The organism is uncultured Bacteroides sp. (genome assembly GCF_902491285.1).
GTDB lineage: Bacteria > Bacteroidota > Bacteroidia > Bacteroidales > Bacteroidaceae > Bacteroides.
This window is the reverse complement of sequence record NZ_CABUHK010000021.1, coordinates 1-17,754: the sequence shown is the minus strand read 5'-3', so window position 1 is coordinate 17,754 and position 17,754 is coordinate 1. Positions and strand designations below refer to the sequence as shown.

The 17,754-nt window shown below is 44.3% G+C and carries 16 protein-coding genes; 9 read left to right on the top strand and 7 right to left on the bottom strand.

What is annotated here, in order from left to right; all coding sequences use genetic code 11:
* Positions 1-130: 130 nt before the first annotated feature.
* From RDN93_RS07590 to RDN93_RS07570, 5 genes are all read right to left on the bottom strand, one after another.
* On the bottom strand, positions 131-1,537 hold the full coding sequence (locus RDN93_RS07590) for an ATP-binding protein (RefSeq protein ID WP_308744938.1): 1,407 nt from the start codon (positions 1,535-1,537) through the stop codon (positions 131-133).
* A gap of 40 nt (positions 1,538-1,577) precedes the next feature.
* The gene (locus RDN93_RS07585; protein WP_374047374.1) at positions 1,578-2,141 is read right to left on the bottom strand and encodes a site-specific integrase; all 564 of its coding nucleotides are present in this window, start codon (positions 2,139-2,141) and stop codon (positions 1,578-1,580) included.
* On the bottom strand, positions 2,039-2,938 hold the full coding sequence (locus RDN93_RS07580) for a phage integrase SAM-like domain-containing protein (protein WP_308744936.1): 900 nt from the start codon (positions 2,936-2,938) through the stop codon (positions 2,039-2,041). Before RDN93_RS07580 ends, RDN93_RS07585 begins: the two co-directional genes overlap by 103 nt.
* 294 nt (positions 2,939-3,232) lie before the next feature.
* Complete coding sequence (locus RDN93_RS07575) at positions 3,233-4,714, bottom strand: PAS domain-containing sensor histidine kinase (RefSeq protein ID WP_308744935.1); 1,482 nt, start codon at positions 4,712-4,714, stop codon at positions 3,233-3,235.
* Positions 4,715-4,908: 194 nt separating this feature from the next.
* Entirely contained in the window at positions 4,909-6,294 is a 1,386-nt protein-coding gene (locus tag RDN93_RS07570; RefSeq protein WP_308744934.1) for a GDSL-type esterase/lipase family protein, read from the bottom strand.
* 91 nt (positions 6,295-6,385) lie between these two features.
* Between RDN93_RS07570 and RDN93_RS07565 the strand changes: the two genes are divergently transcribed.
* The 3 genes from RDN93_RS07565 to mtgA all read left to right on the top strand — a co-directional run bounded on the left by RDN93_RS07565 (position 6,386) and on the right by mtgA (position 9,359).
* Positions 6,386-7,738, top strand: coding sequence for an MATE family efflux transporter (locus tag RDN93_RS07565; RefSeq protein ID WP_308744933.1), 1,353 nt, complete (start codon positions 6,386-6,388; stop codon positions 7,736-7,738).
* A 177-nt stretch (positions 7,739-7,915) separates the two neighbouring features.
* Entirely contained in the window at positions 7,916-8,632 is a 717-nt protein-coding gene (locus RDN93_RS07560; RefSeq protein ID WP_308744932.1) for an OmpA family protein, read from the top strand.
* Positions 8,610-9,359 carry a monofunctional biosynthetic peptidoglycan transglycosylase gene (mtgA, locus tag RDN93_RS07555; protein ID WP_308744931.1) on the top strand — a complete coding sequence of 250 codons (750 nt, stop codon included), beginning with the start codon at positions 8,610-8,612 and terminating at the stop codon, positions 9,357-9,359. The genes RDN93_RS07560 and mtgA overlap by 23 nt, the downstream gene beginning before the upstream one ends.
* A gap of 119 nt (positions 9,360-9,478) precedes the next feature.
* Here the strand turns inward: mtgA and RDN93_RS07550 are convergent, their stop codons facing one another.
* On the bottom strand, positions 9,479-9,982 hold the full coding sequence (locus tag RDN93_RS07550; protein WP_308744930.1) for an RNA polymerase sigma factor: 504 nt from the start codon (positions 9,980-9,982) through the stop codon (positions 9,479-9,481).
* A gap of 240 nt (positions 9,983-10,222) precedes the next feature.
* Here RDN93_RS07550 and RDN93_RS07545 point away from each other — a divergent pair, with 240 nt between their 5' ends.
* The 3 genes from RDN93_RS07545 to RDN93_RS07535 all read left to right on the top strand — a co-directional run bounded on the left by RDN93_RS07545 (position 10,223) and on the right by RDN93_RS07535 (position 12,411).
* Positions 10,223-10,783 carry a LemA family protein gene (locus tag RDN93_RS07545; RefSeq protein ID WP_308744929.1) on the top strand — a complete coding sequence of 187 codons (561 nt, stop codon included), beginning with the start codon at positions 10,223-10,225 and terminating at the stop codon, positions 10,781-10,783.
* Between the two features lie 41 nt (positions 10,784-10,824).
* Positions 10,825-11,787: a M48 family metallopeptidase gene (locus RDN93_RS07540; protein ID WP_308744928.1), complete on the top strand. Its 963-nt coding sequence runs from the start codon at positions 10,825-10,827 to the stop codon at positions 11,785-11,787.
* 129 nt (positions 11,788-11,916) lie between these two features.
* On the top strand, positions 11,917-12,411 hold the full coding sequence (locus tag RDN93_RS07535) for a DUF4251 domain-containing protein (RefSeq protein WP_308744927.1): 495 nt from the start codon (positions 11,917-11,919) through the stop codon (positions 12,409-12,411).
* A gap of 7 nt (positions 12,412-12,418) precedes the next feature.
* On the opposite strand, the gene RDN93_RS07530 is transcribed toward RDN93_RS07535, so the two are convergent.
* Entirely contained in the window at positions 12,419-13,045 is a 627-nt protein-coding gene (locus tag RDN93_RS07530) for a trimeric intracellular cation channel family protein (RefSeq protein ID WP_308744926.1), read from the bottom strand.
* A 92-nt stretch (positions 13,046-13,137) separates the two neighbouring features.
* Here RDN93_RS07530 and RDN93_RS07525 point away from each other — a divergent pair, with 92 nt between their 5' ends.
* The 3 genes from RDN93_RS07525 to RDN93_RS07515 all read left to right on the top strand — a co-directional run.
* Complete coding sequence (locus tag RDN93_RS07525) at positions 13,138-14,223, top strand: UDP-N-acetyl glucosamine 2-epimerase (RefSeq protein ID WP_308744925.1); 1,086 nt, start codon at positions 13,138-13,140, stop codon at positions 14,221-14,223.
* Positions 14,224-14,558: 335 nt separating this feature from the next.
* On the top strand, positions 14,559-17,135 hold the full coding sequence (locus tag RDN93_RS07520) for a DUF5686 family protein (protein ID WP_308744924.1): 2,577 nt from the start codon (positions 14,559-14,561) through the stop codon (positions 17,133-17,135).
* Positions 17,136-17,140: 5 nt separating this feature from the next.
* On the top strand, positions 17,141-17,754 hold a 614-nt coding region (locus RDN93_RS07515; RefSeq protein ID WP_308744923.1), incomplete at its 3' end, for an AAA family ATPase.

Below are 17,754 nucleotides of genomic sequence, written 5' to 3'. Positions count from 1 at the left end.
TTTTATCAAAAATCTAATTGAATTCAGAGTGTATTCGTTTTGAAATTAGCATGTATACAAGTATTCCTACTGCGAAAAACTCATTTGCAAATATTGTGATGCGGCAATTCAAGCATAAGAGATTCAGCTACTATTGGTCTATTACCTCCCATGAACCTCCTTTGTCTGGACCGACACGACGAATTCGGCCCTCCTTCACAAGAGCATCGAGGCGTCGCTGAACACTACTTTCATGCAATCCTAACTCCTTTGATAGTTCAGCTCTCGTTATCATAGGAACTGCTTTCATTAATTCGACAATCCGCTCTTTCTGTCCGGTTTCTGTTCGGTTTCTGTTCGGTTTCTGTTCGGTTTCTGTTCGGTTTGCATCGGCTTTCTCTGAACCTTTGAACTGTTCGATATCGGTTGTGCCGCCCAAGTTGATTGCTACGAATTTCTCGCGGGGAATGTAGACGGTAACGCCTCCCTGCTCAACCGAAAATGTGGGTGGAGTTAGACCATCGGCCTTAAAGCCGTTTACGATCTTCTCAATGCCACGACCCCAGGCCTCGATGAATCCGGCTCGATAAAATGCCTCTGCCATTTTGGGATTACGAGGCTGGGATGTATGCTTTCCCATAAGCTTCTCAACGGATAAATCATCCGGCAGCTTTCCTTCATTCCAAAGTCGGATGTGGTCGCTATAAACGCTCATCTGCGTCCATGTGCCCTGATGGTCGCGGTGGACGATTGAGTTGCAGATGATTTCGCGTAAAGCTTCTTCAGGGAGTTCAAGCGGCTCAACGCGCTGCAAGCCCTCATAGTGAATGGGGCGTATCAGATACTTCTCGTCCAAAACGCGCATCACTCTTTCCGGCATCTGTATGAGGTTACCGTCAACAATCTCCTGACTTAACAGATCAAAATTGGTAGAGCCGAAACGCCCTATCTTGAAACTTGATGTAACGAAACAGCGTTGAGGGTGTTTGCCAAAAAGCAGAATGGCACCATTACACGGAACACCATCCTCCATTAGCCCAAGATTCGAGATGACTTCCTCCGGCGTAGAATTTTCGGCATCGGGCGACATTCGTTTCTCCTTGATTCCTTTCTTCAAGAAGTACCGGATTACCTCCGGGTCTATATCGTCAATCGTAGTGCCATAGCAGGGCGTATCTTCCCAGCTTCTGCCGATTTTTTTCATTAGAAACTGTTGTAAAGCCAGTCCTCGCAGCTCCTGATTGGTCGCGCCGCTCCGCATATAGAAAGCACCTTTATAAGAGATAGGTATGTTGGACGGCTCGACATCAATCTCAATTATATCTTTTCCATCGCGTTCTATATGACTGACAACAGGAACGATCCCCAACATCGTAACAATCTTATTAGGAATATCTTCCAGCAACTGATGCAGATGCGTAACGCCAACGTCAGACATATCATCGTCAATGCCAATATATATCTTTCCACCCTGCGCATTAGCGAAGCCGCATACCCACTTAAGGTACTCGTCTTTCCAAATCCGCTTATATTCAGTGTTATGATTCTCGTTGTTCATAATGCAAATTTAGCAAATATTTACTATAACTGTATATATTTCAATACCCCATGACATTGACAAGTTCACGTTTCATGTCCTCGTCTATCTCGCGGTATCTTGCGAAAGCCTTGCTGCCTACGGAATGTCCGCTCAACGCACTTACAAGGTTTTGGTCTTTGACTTTCTTGTAAAGGTTGCCGACAAAGGTTCGCCGAGCCATGTGGCTGGTTGCGATGGTATTGATTGGTACCTGTTCCTCAATGCCGGTTGTTGGATTGAGGCGTGTGACGAGTCGTGTTATTCCTGCCGCTTCAAAGATTTCTTTGATTGCCTCATTATACTTCTGTTGGGATATGAACGGCAACAACCGACCATCCTTGACTTCTTCACGGTGCTTGTCAATGATGAATTGCGCCCTGTCTGATAAAGGAACACGAATTGTTTCCGGTCGTTCATCGGCGGTCTTAGAGGCAATGTACTCCACACCACCATTTATTACATTGGCACGAGTCATCTTCATCATATCACCCAAGCGGCATCCGATACAGCATTGAAATATGAATATATCCCTCTGCGTGTCAAGGCGCTTATTGTATGAGAAATCGAAATCGGCAAGCTGCAATACCTCTTCATCCTTAATATAGAAGGAGTACCGTATTTCTCATAGACGGAACTCACATACTTTACAAAAGGATTATTCATGGTGATTCCCTGGGCATGACACCAATGGAACAGGGCTTTGAACCGCTTAGTAAAAGTCACCATGTAGTTATCGCCTCTCGGTTTTGGTCTCTTTACCTTGTGCGTCTTGTGGGTAATGGAAGGGAAAGACTTGTAGATGTTAGGATACTGGTCATATAGTTCCGGCTCAGCCCGAAGGAAGGCTTCAAAAGCATAAACTTCCTCAGTTGTACAGGTATCAAAAGAAAACTTGTAAGATTTCTTGCTGGTCAGACGTTGATACATCTCAAAGCGATGCAACGCGCGCTGAAGGACACGGTAATGCCTCTCGCGTGATTCCGACAACTGCTTCTGCTTGAGAAACTCGTCTATAATATCGTTGAATGACAGCTTCTTCATCCTTACCTCTTTCGGCGCATACTTTTCGGGATTGCGCCATCGGTCAATCTGTTCTGTAATAAAATCCTTTGTGAGTTCTTTTATCGGATGTGTCTCGCTCAATCCGATTAAAAATCTCTCAAGCGATATAAGCCTGTCTTCTGTATCTCGCAGTTCTGCAATCTCGTGCTGATTAGCACGAGGTTTTATAAATGTGCCATCCTTGAATCGTGATGCAAGGACAAAAATGTTGGACTTGATACGGATTTTGTCATTCTTCGATAGGCTAAGTCTAAGCATTATTTCGGACTTGCCATTGTCGTTAACCTTTGTCGAGAGGCTTCTTTGGATTTTTGCCATGGGAGAGAAAATATAATGTTCAGGTGTTACAATACAAAGGTAATACTTTTTGTCCTCCGAAGCAAATTTTTGTCCTCCTTTTGTCCTCCTAATTGAAATCTAACGAAAAATGAATAAAATACGGTTTGCAATCCATTAAAATAAATTCGCAGTAAAACAGCCAATTATCAGCAGATTGCATATTAAATCAAATTCAAATTAAGTTCTACCATATTTCAAATCGCTGCTCCCAGGCGGATCACTAAAAACAAATTAATCTCTTGATAATCAGATGTTATCAAGAGATTTTTTGTTTTATACCGGAACAGATTGGTAAGGCAATTCCATTAAAAAAGTACTGCCTATCCCCAATTGGGAATCGATCAATATACGTCCGTTCATTTTGTCAACAATAGATTTACAAATAGACAAACCCAACCCCGCACCTTGAATAAAAGAATCTATCTTCTCGAATCTTTCGAATATCTTGTCTTTCATATCCTGCGGAATACCACATCCGGTATCCCTGACACCGATACGCACATAGCGGGAATCTACTTCATAGAATATCTCTATATGCCCGCAAGTCGTATTCTTGAGAGCATTCGAAAGGAAGTTATCCAGTACCTGTTTGATTCGTGTCCTGTCTAAATTCACCAAGAAATCCCGTTGAGGATAATTAGCCCGAAGTTCGATGCCGGAAGGTATCTGACAAGCATATTCCGAAACGCTCTCATCAAAAAGGTCTGCCAGATTAAACCAATCAGGATGCAACTCCAGATACCCGGATTCTATCTTGGAAAGGTCAAGAACATCGTTTATCAGATTGAGCAAAAGCTGGCTGTTGTGAGTGATTTGCGAATTATAAAATTCTTTCTCCGCCATATTTTCCGTGCTTGCCAACAGACTTGAAAAACCGACGATAGCATTCAGAGGAGTACGAATCTCATGACTTATATTAGCCAAAAAAGCAGACTTCAGGCAGTCCGACACTTCGACTTCACGACGGGCTTTGTCTTGAGACTTATTATAGACAACAGTTGGCTCCGTTTTATCCGAATTTATCAACAGACAACCTATAGGATTATGATTGTCATCATACAGAATGGTTGCTTTTGTCGCTAAATCAATCACCCCTTCTTTCTTTGAATTCTGATAATACTGCCCCACTTTCGAGAAATCATAGCGGAAAGTAAAATCGGTATCTTCGTTATTCCTCAACTTTTCTTTCATTTCCTCCGGGAAAATAGGATTCTCGAAGATATTAATCCCCAACAAGTCTTCTTTCCTATCTATATGAAAAATCTCCAGTTCCTTGTCATTCAGACCAACCAGGATTCCATCCTTATTATACAGTTCGAGACCGACAGGTAAATGCTTGAAGATATAATCCAGAAGACGTTCACTATACCGCAAAGCCTGATAAGCTGTTGCCATATCGGGACCGTCCTGAACTTCGGCTATGCCATAGACTTTTTTATTTCCCTCTTCGTCCGTTTCCTGAAAGCTGACTTTGCTACGTATCCAGACAGGGCCTTTCACCGTGTCGAACAAATATACAGTTTCCGACATCTGAAGTACACCAAAAGAATGAGCTGTCGTAGGATGCTCTTCCTCTTTCAGTATACGTTTATTGAAATCCTCAAAACTGATAACTCCTGTTTCATCCAAACCCAAAAGTTCTGATATATATCCAGAACATTCATAGCTCGCAGTTGTTAAATCGGCCTTCCACCACCCCATGTTAGCGTGATTCATCAACTTCGAGAAAAATTTGAAATCTTTCTGTTTATTCATAACATCCACTAATCATTTTAACATAGTTAAGCGCACAAAAATAAATATTCCACTTAACCAGGACTTTCTACAAAGACTCTTTTTAGCATATTATAAGAAGATTATGCGTCATTAAACTAAAAAGCGCCCGACTGTAATTCTCTCGAAAAGAGAGATTTCCAGTCGGGCGCAGGGTGTGATTTCTATATTTTGTTTTACTTCTTCAATGCCTTATAAACAGCTTTTGCCATTATTTCAGCTCCTGCTTCGTTCGGATGAATCTTGTCCGGAAAAAGCTGGGGGATTCCGTCCATTGCCGTATGAAGATCGATAACCGGCAAATTATTTTTCTTGGCAACCTTCTTTATCATCGGAATTATTTCTTTAGCGATAATATCATCGTTGATGTTATCACCGGTCTGATAAGCTTTGGAAGGATAGCAGAGATAAATTTCGGGTTGTGCGGGCAGAGCTTTGAAAGCATCCACCATCGTCTGCAAGTCTTTTGTGAAGTCTGCTTTATACTTCCAGTTGAATGATTTGCTATCGTTCGTTCCTAGTTTGATAACTACGATATTGGGATTGAAAGCCAATGCATCCTGATAAGTTTTTTCGTTCATATAAGGACGGTCACCTTTATTTAATAAAGTGCGGGCACTTACTCCGAAATTCTTTACCCAATAAGCATCCCCCATCATGCGGCCCAATACAGCAGGATAGCTGTCACGGTCGCGATTCTTGATACGTGCTCCATATGTAATGCTATTGCCGATACAGGCAACACGGATAGCATCTTTATGAGGAACCTTGAAACTACGCAGCCAGGAAGTCAGCTCGTCCAGCATTTCGTTTTTATAAAGGAAACTCTCGCGAATCCCCCAGCCATGTCCTCCGGAAGGATAGATATGGAGAACGGCAGGGACTTTATGCTTATTCAGAGCCAGATAATAATTCACACCGTTAGCGGGCGGCACTGCCTTGTCATCATCACTATAAACGATAAAAGCACGCGGCGTGTCTTTCGTCACTTGCTTTTCATTGGAATACTCAGTTTCCAATTCAGCAGAAGCGTCCTTACCCAAAAGGTTATTGCGTGAACCCATATGAGTATAAGACTTATCCATCGTAATCACCGGATAAAAGAGAATCTGAAAGTTCGGACGAAGTTCGGGTTTGGCATGAGTGGCAACGGTTGAAGCCAGATGACCGCCGGCGGAAGACCCCATAATACCGATATCATTGGGATTCAGATTCCACACATCCGCACTGTCGCGCACAATTTTCATAGCAGCTTCGGCATCCGAAATAGGAAGTGTGCGGTCGCCTTTCGGCATACGGTATTTGAGAACAATCAGCGCAATACCTTGTTTGTTGAAATACGGTGCCCAGTCATAACCTTCATGATTGACAGCCAGATGCGAATATCCGCCACCGGGACATGCCACCACAGCACGACCTGTCGCCAGTTCCGGCGCCGGAAGGAATACACGTAGTGAAGGTTGTTCAATATCAAAAGGTTTCGGAGCATTTTGGGCTACCACCCGAGAACCTGCCAGCAAAAGAAGCAACAGGAAGAAAATAGTAGAAAATTTCTGTTTCATAGTATATATATACTTTGATTAATGAATTATTGGATGCGCGAAGATAGTAATTTTGTGTATCTTTGCACCTCATTTTGATTATAAAAATTATATGCAAGGAATAAAGAATCTCACACAAGGTCCTATCAACCGCCAACTGTTCAATCTGGCAATGCCTATCATGGCAACCTCATTCATCCAAATGGCGTATAGTCTTACGGATATGGCATGGGTGGGACGACTGGGAAGTGAAGCTGTAGCCGCTATCGGTTCTGTCGGGATTCTGACATGGATGTCCGGTTCTATCTCCTTATTAAACAAAGTAGGTTCCGAGGTTAGTGTCGGACAGTCCATCGGTGCACAGAGTCAGGAAGATGCACGAAACTTTGCATCCCACAATATTACAATTGCATTGATTCTTTCTTTGTGCTGGGGTGGATTGCTTTTTGTTTTCGCAGACCCTATCATACGTATCTATGAACTCGAAGAGCACATTACCGCCAATGCCGTCCAGTACTTGCGAATTGTTTCTACCGGATTGCCGTTCATATTCCTTTCCGCCGCCTTCACCGGAATCTACAATGCGGCAGGACGTAGCAAAATTCCTTTTTTCATAAGCGGGACAGGATTGATACTGAATATTATCCTCGACCCTCTGTTTATCTTCGGATTCGGACTGGGGACAAACGGCGCGGCTTATGCAACCTGGATTGCGGAAGCAAGCGTCTTTCTGATTTTCGTCTATCAGTTGCGACACAGGGATGCGTTATTGGGCGGTTTTCCATTCTTCACCCGCCTAAAGAAAAAATACACACGGAGAATCTTAAAGCTGGGACTGCCCGTAGCTACTTTAAATACCTTGTTTGCTTTCGTCAATATGTTCCTTTGCCGCACGGCCTCAGAGCAGGGCGGGCATATCGGACTGATGACTTTCACTACCGGCGGACAGATAGAAGCTATCACTTGGAATACTTCACAGGGATTCTCCACCGCACTAAGCGCCTTCATCGCCCAAAACTATGCGGCCGGACGAACCGAACGAGTACTCAAAGCCTGGCACACGACTTTATGGATGACGGGAATTTTCGGAACGTTCTGTACACTGCTTTTCGTATTCTTCGGAAACGAGGTATTCTCTATCTTCGTCCCCGAACAGGCTGCCTATGAAGCCGGTGGTGTGTTCTTACGTATCGACGGATATTCACAACTCTTCATGATGCTCGAAATCACGATGCAGGGAGTATTCTACGGAATCGGGCGCACGATACCTCCTGCCGTTATCAGTATCGTCTGCAATTATATGCGTATCCCGCTCGCCATCTTGTTTGTCCGGATGGGTATGGGAGTAGAAGGCATCTGGTGGGCTGTCTGTGTCACAACTGTTGCCAAGGGGCTGGTTCTTTTAAGCTGGTTTGTCATAATCAAAAAGAAGTGCCTGAGCATCCCTACTCTAGCTAAAGGATAGTTTTTCATAGTTTTTCATAGCTTTTCATTAACATGCGAAAAGAATTGGCCGAGTTATTTTAACTTAAAAAGTACACGCTTGCCAAATAATATATATCTTTGCAGTGTTATTTATTATACGATGTGATTCGTATAAAACTATATTATTTTATAAACCAATTAAAAAGACATCAACATTATGAACAAGATGAAATTTATGGTTCTCTTTATGAGTATTGCCATGATATTTGGTAGTTGTGGAAGTATGAACAACACTGGTAAAGGTGCTGCTATCGGTGGTGGTTCGGGTGCTGCACTGGGTGCAATCCTGGGTGGTGTTATCGGCAAAGGTAAAGGTGCCGCCATCGGTGCTGCCATTGGTACGGCAGTAGGTGCGGGAACCGGTGCTCTTATCGGCAAGAAGATGGATAAGGCAGCAGCAGAAGCAAAACAAATTGAAGGCGCACAAGTAGAACAGATAACAGACAACAACGGATTGCAAGCCGTGAAAGTAACATTCGATTCGGGTATTCTTTTCACTACAGGTAATGCCAGTCTGAGTGCTGCCGCTAAATCTGCTCTCAGCAAATTCGCCAACAACGTACTTAACCAGAACCGTGACATGGACGTATCTATTTATGGATATACCGATAACCAGGGCTGGAAAAACAGTACTGCCGAACAAAGCCGCCAGAAAAACCTGAACTTGTCACAGGAACGTGCACAGAGTGTATCCAGCTACCTGTTGAGTTGTGGTGTTTCTACCAATCAGATTAAAAGTGTACAAGGAATGGGCGAAAGCGACCCTGTTGCAAGCAATGACACTGCAGCCGGACGCGAACAGAACCGCCGTGTAGAAGTGTACATGTACGCTAGTGAACAAATGATTAGAGATGCACAGGCAGCCGCTAATTAAAAAATTACTGCGTTATACGCGAAACCTGCTGATATTCTTCTTTGCTTCAACTTTACTGACGGTCATTATCTATCGGTTTATGCCGGTTTATATTACTCCGTTGATGGTTATCCGAAGCGTTCAGCAGATTTTTTCAGGAGATAAACCCACGTGGAAACACACGTGGGTTTCTTTTGATAAGATATCTCCCAGTATGCCGATGGCAGTCATTGCATCCGAAGACAACCGCTTTGCCGAACACAACGGTTTTGATTTCATAGAAATCAAGAAAGCGGTGAAAGAGAATGAAACACGCAAACGGAAACGGGGTGCAAGCACCATCAGTCAGCAGACAGCCAAGAATGTCTTCTTATGGCCGCAATCTTCGTGGGTACGGAAAGGACTCGAAGTTTATTTCACGTTCCTCATCGAAACGTTCTGGTCGAAAGAACGAATCATGGAAGTCTATCTCAACTCTATTGAAATGGGTAACAGCATCTACGGTGCACAAGCTGCCGCTGAAAATAAATTCGGCACAACGGCCGCCAAACTGACAAGAAGCCAATGCGCCCTCATAGCCGCTACTCTTCCCAATCCGATACGGTTTGACTCGGCCAATCCTTCGCCTTATATACTAAAACGCCAAAAACAAATATTACGGTTGATGAACCTGATTCCCAAGTTTCCACCGGAAGAAAAAACGACAGAAAAGAAAGAAAGCAAAAGCAGGAAAAAGAAAAAGCGGTAGACAGATACCACAGTTATTCATCATATGCCTAAGCATATAAGAAAAAAGAAAGAGCAACGGGAATCCATCTCCGTTGCTCTCTTTATATCATTAAGTTTGTTTGTATGTATTATCCTCTTTTAAATGAAGTCCTTCAGTTCTTGTTGCAAACGTTGACGCGTGAAGAAGATGCGGCTCTTCACAGTTCCTAATGGCAAACCTAATTTTTCTGCAATTTCGCGATATTTGAAGCCTGATACGTGCATGGAAAAAGGCACTTTATACTCCTTGGGCAATGCATTGACAATGCGGTGCATTTCTTTCAAATCATAAGAACCTTCCGTGCTTTCGAACCCTGAATCCTGCGGCAGGTTCAAGTGGTAATAATTATCGGTGGGGTCTACGAAAGTCTGGTCACGTACTATTTTCCGGTAGTTATTAATAAAGATGTTACGCATGATAGTATACATCCATCCCTTGAAATTTGTGTCCGGAGCAAATTTTTCCTCGTTATCCAAGGCTTTTAAAGATGTTTCCTGCAACAAATCATTCGCTTCTTCACGATTGGCCGTCAGTTTATAAGCGAAACGAAGCAACTCCTCCTGAACTCCAATTAAATCTTTTCTGAAACTTAAACTTTTCATACTTTAAGGGTTTTATGGTTAATATTTCGTTTTTCTCGTCGGTTGCAAGTTTAAGGGTATTTTACGTCTCATACAGGGGGATTTTAATCAATTTTTAGGGGGTATTTCTGTCAAATGATAGTTTTCAGGTGCTTTCTGATAGATTTCAGGTGGTATTCGGAGAAAAAAGTCCCCGTTTATTTGCTTAACAGAACCAAATAGATTACTTTTGATTAATATTATCAAATAAATGAAGAGACGATGACTATACTTATTATTGTAGGAATTATTGTATTATTGGGCATTATTTTTGCATCCATGTACAATTCGTTAGTGAGACTGAGAAACAACCGTGAAAACGCTTTTGCCGACATTGACGTACAGTTGAAGCAGCGCCATGACCTGATACCTCAATTGGTAGATACCGTGAAAGGATATGCCGCACACGAAAAGGAAACACTCGACCGGGTGATTCAGGCACGCAACGGCGCAGTCAGCGCCAAGACTATCGATGATAAGATAGCCGCTGAAAACCAGTTGAGCTCTGCCCTCGCAGGATTGAAAATCACACTGGAAGCTTATCCCGACCTGAAAGCGAATCAGAACTTCCTGCAATTACAGGAAGAAATAGCCGATGTGGAGAATAAGCTGGCTGCCGTCCGCCGTTATTTCAACTCGGCAACCAAAGAATATAATAACGCCGTTCAGACATTCCCGTCAAATATCATAGCAGGCATGACCGGATTCCAAAGAGAAATTATGTTCGATTTGGGAAAGAACGAACGCGCTAATCTGGAACAAGCTCCCAAAATCAATTTCTAATACCCAGTCACCGTTCACTCACTGCATAAATCAAACACGCAATGCAATACGTCGGAATCCAAACACAGCAGAGCCGGAACAACCTACGTTCCGTGTTTCTATTGCTGCTCTTTCCTTGTCTGGTAACAGCACTCCTTTACCTGTCCTGCTATCTGCTGATTCTTTTCGGATACGGAAAGAGCATGGAAGTTGAGATGATGCCTATGGTCAATCATTTTTTCCTCTCTTCCCTGCCCTACACTTTAGGAGTGGTGGCGATTTGGTTTCTTATCGCCTATTGGGCCAATACGAAAATCATTAATTCCGCCACGGGTTCCAAGCCGCTGGACCGCAAAGAGAACAAACGCGTTTATAATCTAGTGGAAAACCTCTGTATGTCCCAGGGCATGAGTATGCCGAAGATAAATATCATTTATGACGATTCGCTGAATGCATTCGCAAGCGGCATCAATGACCGTACATACACGATTACCCTTTCGAGTGGTATCATCAAGAAACTGAATGATGAAGAACTGGAAGCCGTAATCGGACATGAGCTAACTCATATCCGCAATCGGGATGTACGCCTGCTGATTATCTCCATCGTATTTGTCGGAATCTTCTCCATGCTGACGGAAATCACATTCTATGCTATTACACATATACGTGTACGCAGCAACAGTAAAGGCAGCGGAGGAATTTTCCTTTTCATGCTTGTCGCTTTGTTGATAGCCGCTATCGGTTTCCTTTTCGCCAGCCTGATGCGTTTTGCCATTTCACGCAAACGTGAATATATGGCAGATGCAGGAGCGGCGGAGATGACAAAGAACCCGCTGGCACTCGCCAATGCTTTGCGCAAAATATCTGCCGACCCGGCGATAGAAGCTGTGCAACGGAAAGATATAGCGCAATTATTTATTCAGAATCCCAAAAAGAAAACAAAAGGCTTATATAGCAAGCTCAGCGGTCTGTTTGCCACTCATCCCCCCATTGAAAAGCGGATTGAGATACTGGAACAGTTCTAAGTTCTTCATATATATTAAGGTAAAGGTCAGGATTTCTGTTTAATTTTCATTAAAGGAAAGGGAAGAGCTCCCGACTTTTTCGTATATTTGGTTGTTATACATATGTATATCAACCTAAATGCAACTGATATGAAAATGAAGAAACAAATCTTAATGTTGGTGCTGGTCTTGCTGGCAGAGTTCCCCACCCTTTCGGCTCAAAGTAAAAAAGAGAAGAAGGAACAGAAAAAAGAAGCTGTGACGAAACTCATCGCATCCGAAAATTACAAGATAGATGCCCGGACCGCTCTGCCGATGCGCGGACGTTCCATCCCGCTGACATCTCCCTACTCACTGGAAATCAGAAATGACTCGGTCATCTCCTACCTGCCTTATTTCGGACGGGCTTACAGTATTCCTTATGGCGGCGGTGACGGGCTGAACTTCAAAGCACCCCTCAAGGAATATACCATGGAAATGGATAAGAAAGGAAATGCTGTCATCAAATTCATAGCCCGGAATCCTGAAGACAGATATGAATTCAGAGCAAAAGTATACCCTAACGGTTCGGCAAACATTGATGTCAGTATGCAGAACCGGCAATCCATCAGTTTCCAGGGAGAATTGGAAATGAAGGACGAATAAGTTTTTGCTACTCTTCCCTTATCTCATCGCCACCTTTTAATATAGGCAGACAGATGTGATATTTTACAGCCAGGATGCGGGTCAGGAATACGGCCGACCCGCCGATTAGCTGGCATCCGTATGACTCAAGCCCCGCCACATCGCAGAGCCAATAGGCAATACCGCCTACCACACAAGCCATTGCATAAATTTCTTTCCGGAATATCAAGGGAATTTCGTTGATAAAGACATCACGAATCACGCCACCGGCTGCTCCCGTGATACTACCCATAATGATTGCCACCCAAAAAGGATATCCCAAGGCTATGCTCTTGCCCACACCTACCACAGTGAACAGCGCCAGCCCGATGCTGTCGAAAATAAAAAAAGTATTGTTGAGCCGGATAAGCCAACGCCCGAAACAGATAACCCACAGCAAAGCCAGCCCCGTACAAATCAGGTAAATGGGGTCTGTCATCCACCCGGGGGTAACATCAAGCAGGACATCACGGATGGTACCACCCCCGATAGCCGTAGCAAGTCCGACAACATAGGCTCCGAACCAGTCGAAACGCTTCGCCGAAGCCAGCCGGATACCACTAATAGCAAAGGCAAATGTGCCTATAAAATCAAGAATTTGAACGAATGTGGGCATATATTTGTTATTTTGTATGCAAAGTAACGAATAAATTCCGTAAGAAAATGTACTTTTGCTTCACGAATTAAACCGAATAAGGTAGAAACAATATGAAAATAACAATTGTCGCGGGGGCACGCCCCAATTTTATGAAGATAGCTCCCATCACACGCGCTATTGAAGCCGCACGGGCGCTGGGTAAAAGTATCTCTTACCGGCTGGTTTACACAGGAAGGAAAGACGATACAAGTCTAGACGCTTCTCTCTTTTCGGATCTTGACATGAAAGCTCCCGATGTGTATCTGGGAGTGGAAAGCAGTAATCCAACGAGTTTGACAGCAGGAATCATGGTAGCCTTCGAACAGGAGCTGACCGAAAACCCGGCACACGTCGTTCTTGTAGTGGACGACCTGACCGCAACCATGAGTTGCGCCATCGTAGCCAAAAAACAAGGAATCAAGGTGGCGCACCTCGTAGCCGGAACCCGCTCTTTCGACATGAAGATGCCGAAGGAAGTGAACCGTATGATTACCGACGGGCTGTCCGACTATCTGTTTACAGCCGGCATGGTTGCCAACCGTAACCTGAACCAGACGGGCACGGAAAGCGAAAACGTATATTATGTAGGCAATATCCTGATAGATACTATCCGATACAACCGCAACCGGTTACTTAAACCGATATGGTTTTCCGTACTGGGATTACAGGAAGGCAATTACCTCCTGCTCACCCTCAACCGCCGCGTATTGCTCAATGACAAAGAGAATCTGCGACAACTGATGGAGACATTGATTGAGAAGTCTGCCGGCATGCCTATCGTAGCACCCTTGCACACGTATGTGCGCAATGCGATTAAAGAACTGGGCATCGAAGCTCCGAACCTACACATCATGCCGCCACAGAATTACCTTTTCTTCGGTTATCTGATAAACAAAGCAAAAGGAATCATCACCGACTCCGGCAACGTGGCCGAAGAAGCGACCTTCATGGGTATTCCCTGCATCACCCTCAATACATATGCCGAACATCCGGAAACATGGCGCATGGGAACCAACGAGCTTGTCGGAGAAGACCCGTTCCTGCTCGCTAAAGCAATGGACACGCTGATGAAAGGCGAATGGAAGCACGGCGAACTCCCCGAACGTTGGGACGGACGCACTGCAGAGCGTATCGTACAGATTCTATCAAGCAAATAACAATCACCTTCCTTGCCCTATTCTGTCAAAGTGTAGGGCAAGCAGTTTCAACCTGCCTTGAAACAAAGTGTTTCACACCGGGAAACGAAGTGTTTCACACCGAGAAACAAACAGTTTCACACCGAGAAACAAAATGTTTCACCGAATGATACAAATAGTTTCAACAAATGAAACTAAATCTGAAACCAGTTGTTAAATATATATGCCCAAGCCTGACTTATTTGAGCATTGGGCGATATATGCTTGTAAACAACCAAAAACGATGGGTAAAAAAAGTTATATATTCTCTTATCCTTAGAGTTATTTGTTAACTTTGCAGCCCTACTACGAACGTTATGAAACAACGATATAGCAAAATACTTATACTGCTCTTACTTGTATTGGCAGCTTCAAATGCTTTTGCACAGCAAATAAAAGGGGTAGTTACTGATTCAGTGACACATGAGCCATTGATGTATATCTCCGTCTACTATCAGGAAAAGAAGGATATGGGTACCATCACCAATATTGACGGAGAATATAGTCTCGATGCCCGCAGGAACGGTGGAACACTTGTTTTCTCCGCCGTCGGCTATATCAGCAAAACGGTTAAAGTCAGCTATGGAAGCCAGACGGTTAACGTGCAATTAGCCCCGGACAATGTGCTTCTGAGCGAAGTCGTTGTAAAGCCCAAAAAAGAAAAATACTCCCGCAAGAATAATCCGGCAGTCGAATTCATGAAAAAGGTGATCGAGCACAAAAAGGCGCAAGTCCTCGAAGTGAACGACTACTACCAGTATGAAAAGTACGAGAAGATGAAAATGTCTATCAACGACCTCACGCCGGAAAAACTGGAGAAAGGTATCTACAAGAAATATTCTTTCCTCAAAGACCAGGTAGAGGTGTCGGAAACTACGAATAAGTTGATTCTCCCGATTTCCGTACAGGAGACAGCTTCGCAAACCATCTACCGGAAAGACCCCGAAAGCAAGAAAACCATTATCAAAGGAAAAAACTCCAACGGTATCGAAGAGTTCTTCTCCACAGGAGATATGCTCGGCACTGTATTGAAAGATGTCTTTGCCGATATCAACATCTACGATGACGACATCCGTCTGCTGCAACAGCGCTTCGTAAGTCCTATCGGCAGTAACGCCATTTCTTTTTATAAATATTATCTGATGGACACATTGATGGTGGACAGGCGCGAATGCGTACATCTGACTTTCGTTCCGCAAAATTCGCAGGACTTCGGGTTCACCGGGCATCTGTACGTACTGAATGATTCTACGTATGCCGTACAGAAATGTACGATGAATCTGCCCAAAAAGACCGGAGTCAACTTCGTCAACCGCATGGACATCGTGCAGCAGTACGAACAACTTCCCAACGGCAACTGGGTATTGTCCGATGACAATATGACCGTAGACCTTTCCTGGAGTTCCAACAAAACGGCAGGCGGATTGCAGGTAGAACGAATCACAAAATACAGTGATTACAAGTTCGACCCTATCGAACAACGGCTCTTCCGGTTGAAAGGAAGCGTGATAAAGGAAGCTGATATGCTTTCGAAAAGCGACGAGTACTGGGCGAGCGTCCGCCAGGTTCCGTTGACGAAAAAGGAAAGTACGATGGACATATTTGTCAACCGTCTTGAACAGATTCCGGGATTCAAATATATCATCTTCGGAGCGAAAGCCTTGATTGAGAACTTTGTAGAGACAGGAAGTAAAGGGCATCCGAGTAAAGTGGATATAGGCCCTATCAATACGATGATTTCGAGCAACTACATCGATGGAACCCGTTTCCGGTTGAGCGGCATGACTACGGCGCATTTCGACAAGCATTGGTTCTTGAGCGGATATGGCGCTTACGGCCTGAAAGACGAGCGGTGGAAATATAGCGGTACGCTGACTTATTCGTTCAACAAACGCGATTATGTGGTTTGGGAATTCCCGAAACATTATATTTCGGCAACTTACAGTTACGATGTAATGTCGCCGATGGATAAGTTCCTGTTTACGGATAAAGACAATATCTTCCTGTCGCTGAAAACAACAACGGTAGACCAAATGTCCTATATGCGCGATGCGACTGTCAATTACGAACTCGAAACGCTTACCGGTTTCGGAGTGAAAGCGATGCTCCGCCACCGTAATGACGAGCCTACCGGAAAACTGGAATATCTGCGTAACGACGCTGCACAAACACGTGTACATGACGTCACGACTACCGAAGCAAGCCTGACATTGCGCTATGCTCCGGGCGAATCATTCGTCAATTCCAAGCAACGCCGCGTGCCGGTATCACTGGATGCCCCTATTTTCACGCTGACTCATGCCATGGGATTCAAAGGTGTATTAGGCGGAGAATATAACTTCAACCGTACAGAAGCAAGTGTGTGGAAACGTTTCTGGCTTCCCGCTTCCTGGGGAAAGATAGACTGTAGCGTAAAAGCAGGTGCAGAATGGAATACCGTGCCTTTCCCGCTGTTGATTCTGCCGGAAGCCAACTTGTCCTACATCACCCAACGGGAAACGTTCAACCTCATCAATAACATGGAATTCTTGAACGACCGTTTCGCCTCCCTGTCTTTGTCTTACGACATGAATGGAAAACTATTCAACCGTATTCCGCTCATCAAGAACCTGAAATGGAGAGAGATGTTCCGTGTCCGCGCATTGTGGGGAACACTGACGGACAAGAATAATCCGTTCAAGAGCAGCAATCCCGACTTGTTCCGTTTCCCGACGCGCGACGGAAAGTTTACCAGTTTCGTGATGGACCCGAAAGTGCCGTATGTCGAAGCAAGTGTCGGTATTTACAACATATTCAAGTTGCTGCACATTGAATATGTACATCGTTTCACCTACCGTGACAATCCGGGTATTAATAAGAATGGTATCCGTTTCATGGTATTAATGGTATTCTAAGAATTATGCAACCTCTAGCAGAGCGGCTACGGCCCAAGACTTTAGACGAATATATCGGCCAAAAACATTTAGTGGGGCCGGGTGCTATCTTACGCAAGATGATTGATGCAGGACGCATCTCTTCTTTTATCCTTTGGGGCCCGCCCGGAGTAGGCAAAACGACTCTTGCGCAAATCATAGCCAACAAACTGGAAACTCCTTTTTATACATTGAGTGCTGTAACTTCCGGTGTGAAGGACGTGCGCGAAGTGATAGACCGTGCCAAGAGCAACCGCTTCTTTTCACAGTCCAGCCCGATACTGTTTATTGATGAAATCCATCGGTTCAGCAAGTCGCAACAAGATTCTCTGTTGGGAGCAGTAGAAAACGGAACAGTCACGCTGATTGGCGCAACAACGGAAAACCCGTCGTTCGAAGTCATCCGCCCTCTCCTGTCCCGTTGCCAGCTTTATGTGCTCAAATCTTTGGAAAAGGAAGACCTGCTGGAACTGCTGCAACGCGCCATCACTACGGATACCGTATTGAAGGAACGGAAAATCGAATTGAAAGAGACAACAGCCATGTTGCGCTTCTCCGGTGGAGATGCCCGCAAGCTGCTTAATATATTGGAACTTGTTGT

Coding starts and splice junctions, on each gene's coding strand:
- RDN93_RS07590 (WP_308744938.1), bottom strand. CDS start 1,537: ATGAACAACGAGAATCATAACACTGAATATAAGCGGATTTGGAAAGAC.
- RDN93_RS07580 (WP_308744936.1), bottom strand. CDS start 2,938: ATGGCAAAAATCCAAAGAAGCCTCTCGACAAAGGTTAACGACAATGGC.
- RDN93_RS07575 (WP_308744935.1), bottom strand. CDS start 4,714: ATGAATAAACAGAAAGATTTCAAATTTTTCTCGAAGTTGATGAATCAC.
- RDN93_RS07570 (WP_308744934.1), bottom strand. CDS start 6,294: ATGAAACAGAAATTTTCTACTATTTTCTTCCTGTTGCTTCTTTTGCTG.
- RDN93_RS07565 (WP_308744933.1), top strand. CDS start 6,386: ATGCAAGGAATAAAGAATCTCACACAAGGTCCTATCAACCGCCAACTG.
- RDN93_RS07560 (WP_308744932.1), top strand. CDS start 7,916: ATGAACAAGATGAAATTTATGGTTCTCTTTATGAGTATTGCCATGATA.
- mtgA (WP_308744931.1), top strand. CDS start 8,610: ATGCACAGGCAGCCGCTAATTAAAAAATTACTGCGTTATACGCGAAAC.
- RDN93_RS07550 (WP_308744930.1), bottom strand. CDS start 9,982: ATGAAAAGTTTAAGTTTCAGAAAAGATTTAATTGGAGTTCAGGAGGAG.
- RDN93_RS07545 (WP_308744929.1), top strand. CDS start 10,223: ATGACTATACTTATTATTGTAGGAATTATTGTATTATTGGGCATTATT.
- RDN93_RS07540 (WP_308744928.1), top strand. CDS start 10,825: ATGCAATACGTCGGAATCCAAACACAGCAGAGCCGGAACAACCTACGT.
- RDN93_RS07535 (WP_308744927.1), top strand. CDS start 11,917: ATGAAAATGAAGAAACAAATCTTAATGTTGGTGCTGGTCTTGCTGGCA.
- RDN93_RS07530 (WP_308744926.1), bottom strand. CDS start 13,045: ATGCCCACATTCGTTCAAATTCTTGATTTTATAGGCACATTTGCCTTT.
- RDN93_RS07525 (WP_308744925.1), top strand. CDS start 13,138: ATGAAAATAACAATTGTCGCGGGGGCACGCCCCAATTTTATGAAGATA.
- RDN93_RS07520 (WP_308744924.1), top strand. CDS start 14,559: ATGAAACAACGATATAGCAAAATACTTATACTGCTCTTACTTGTATTG.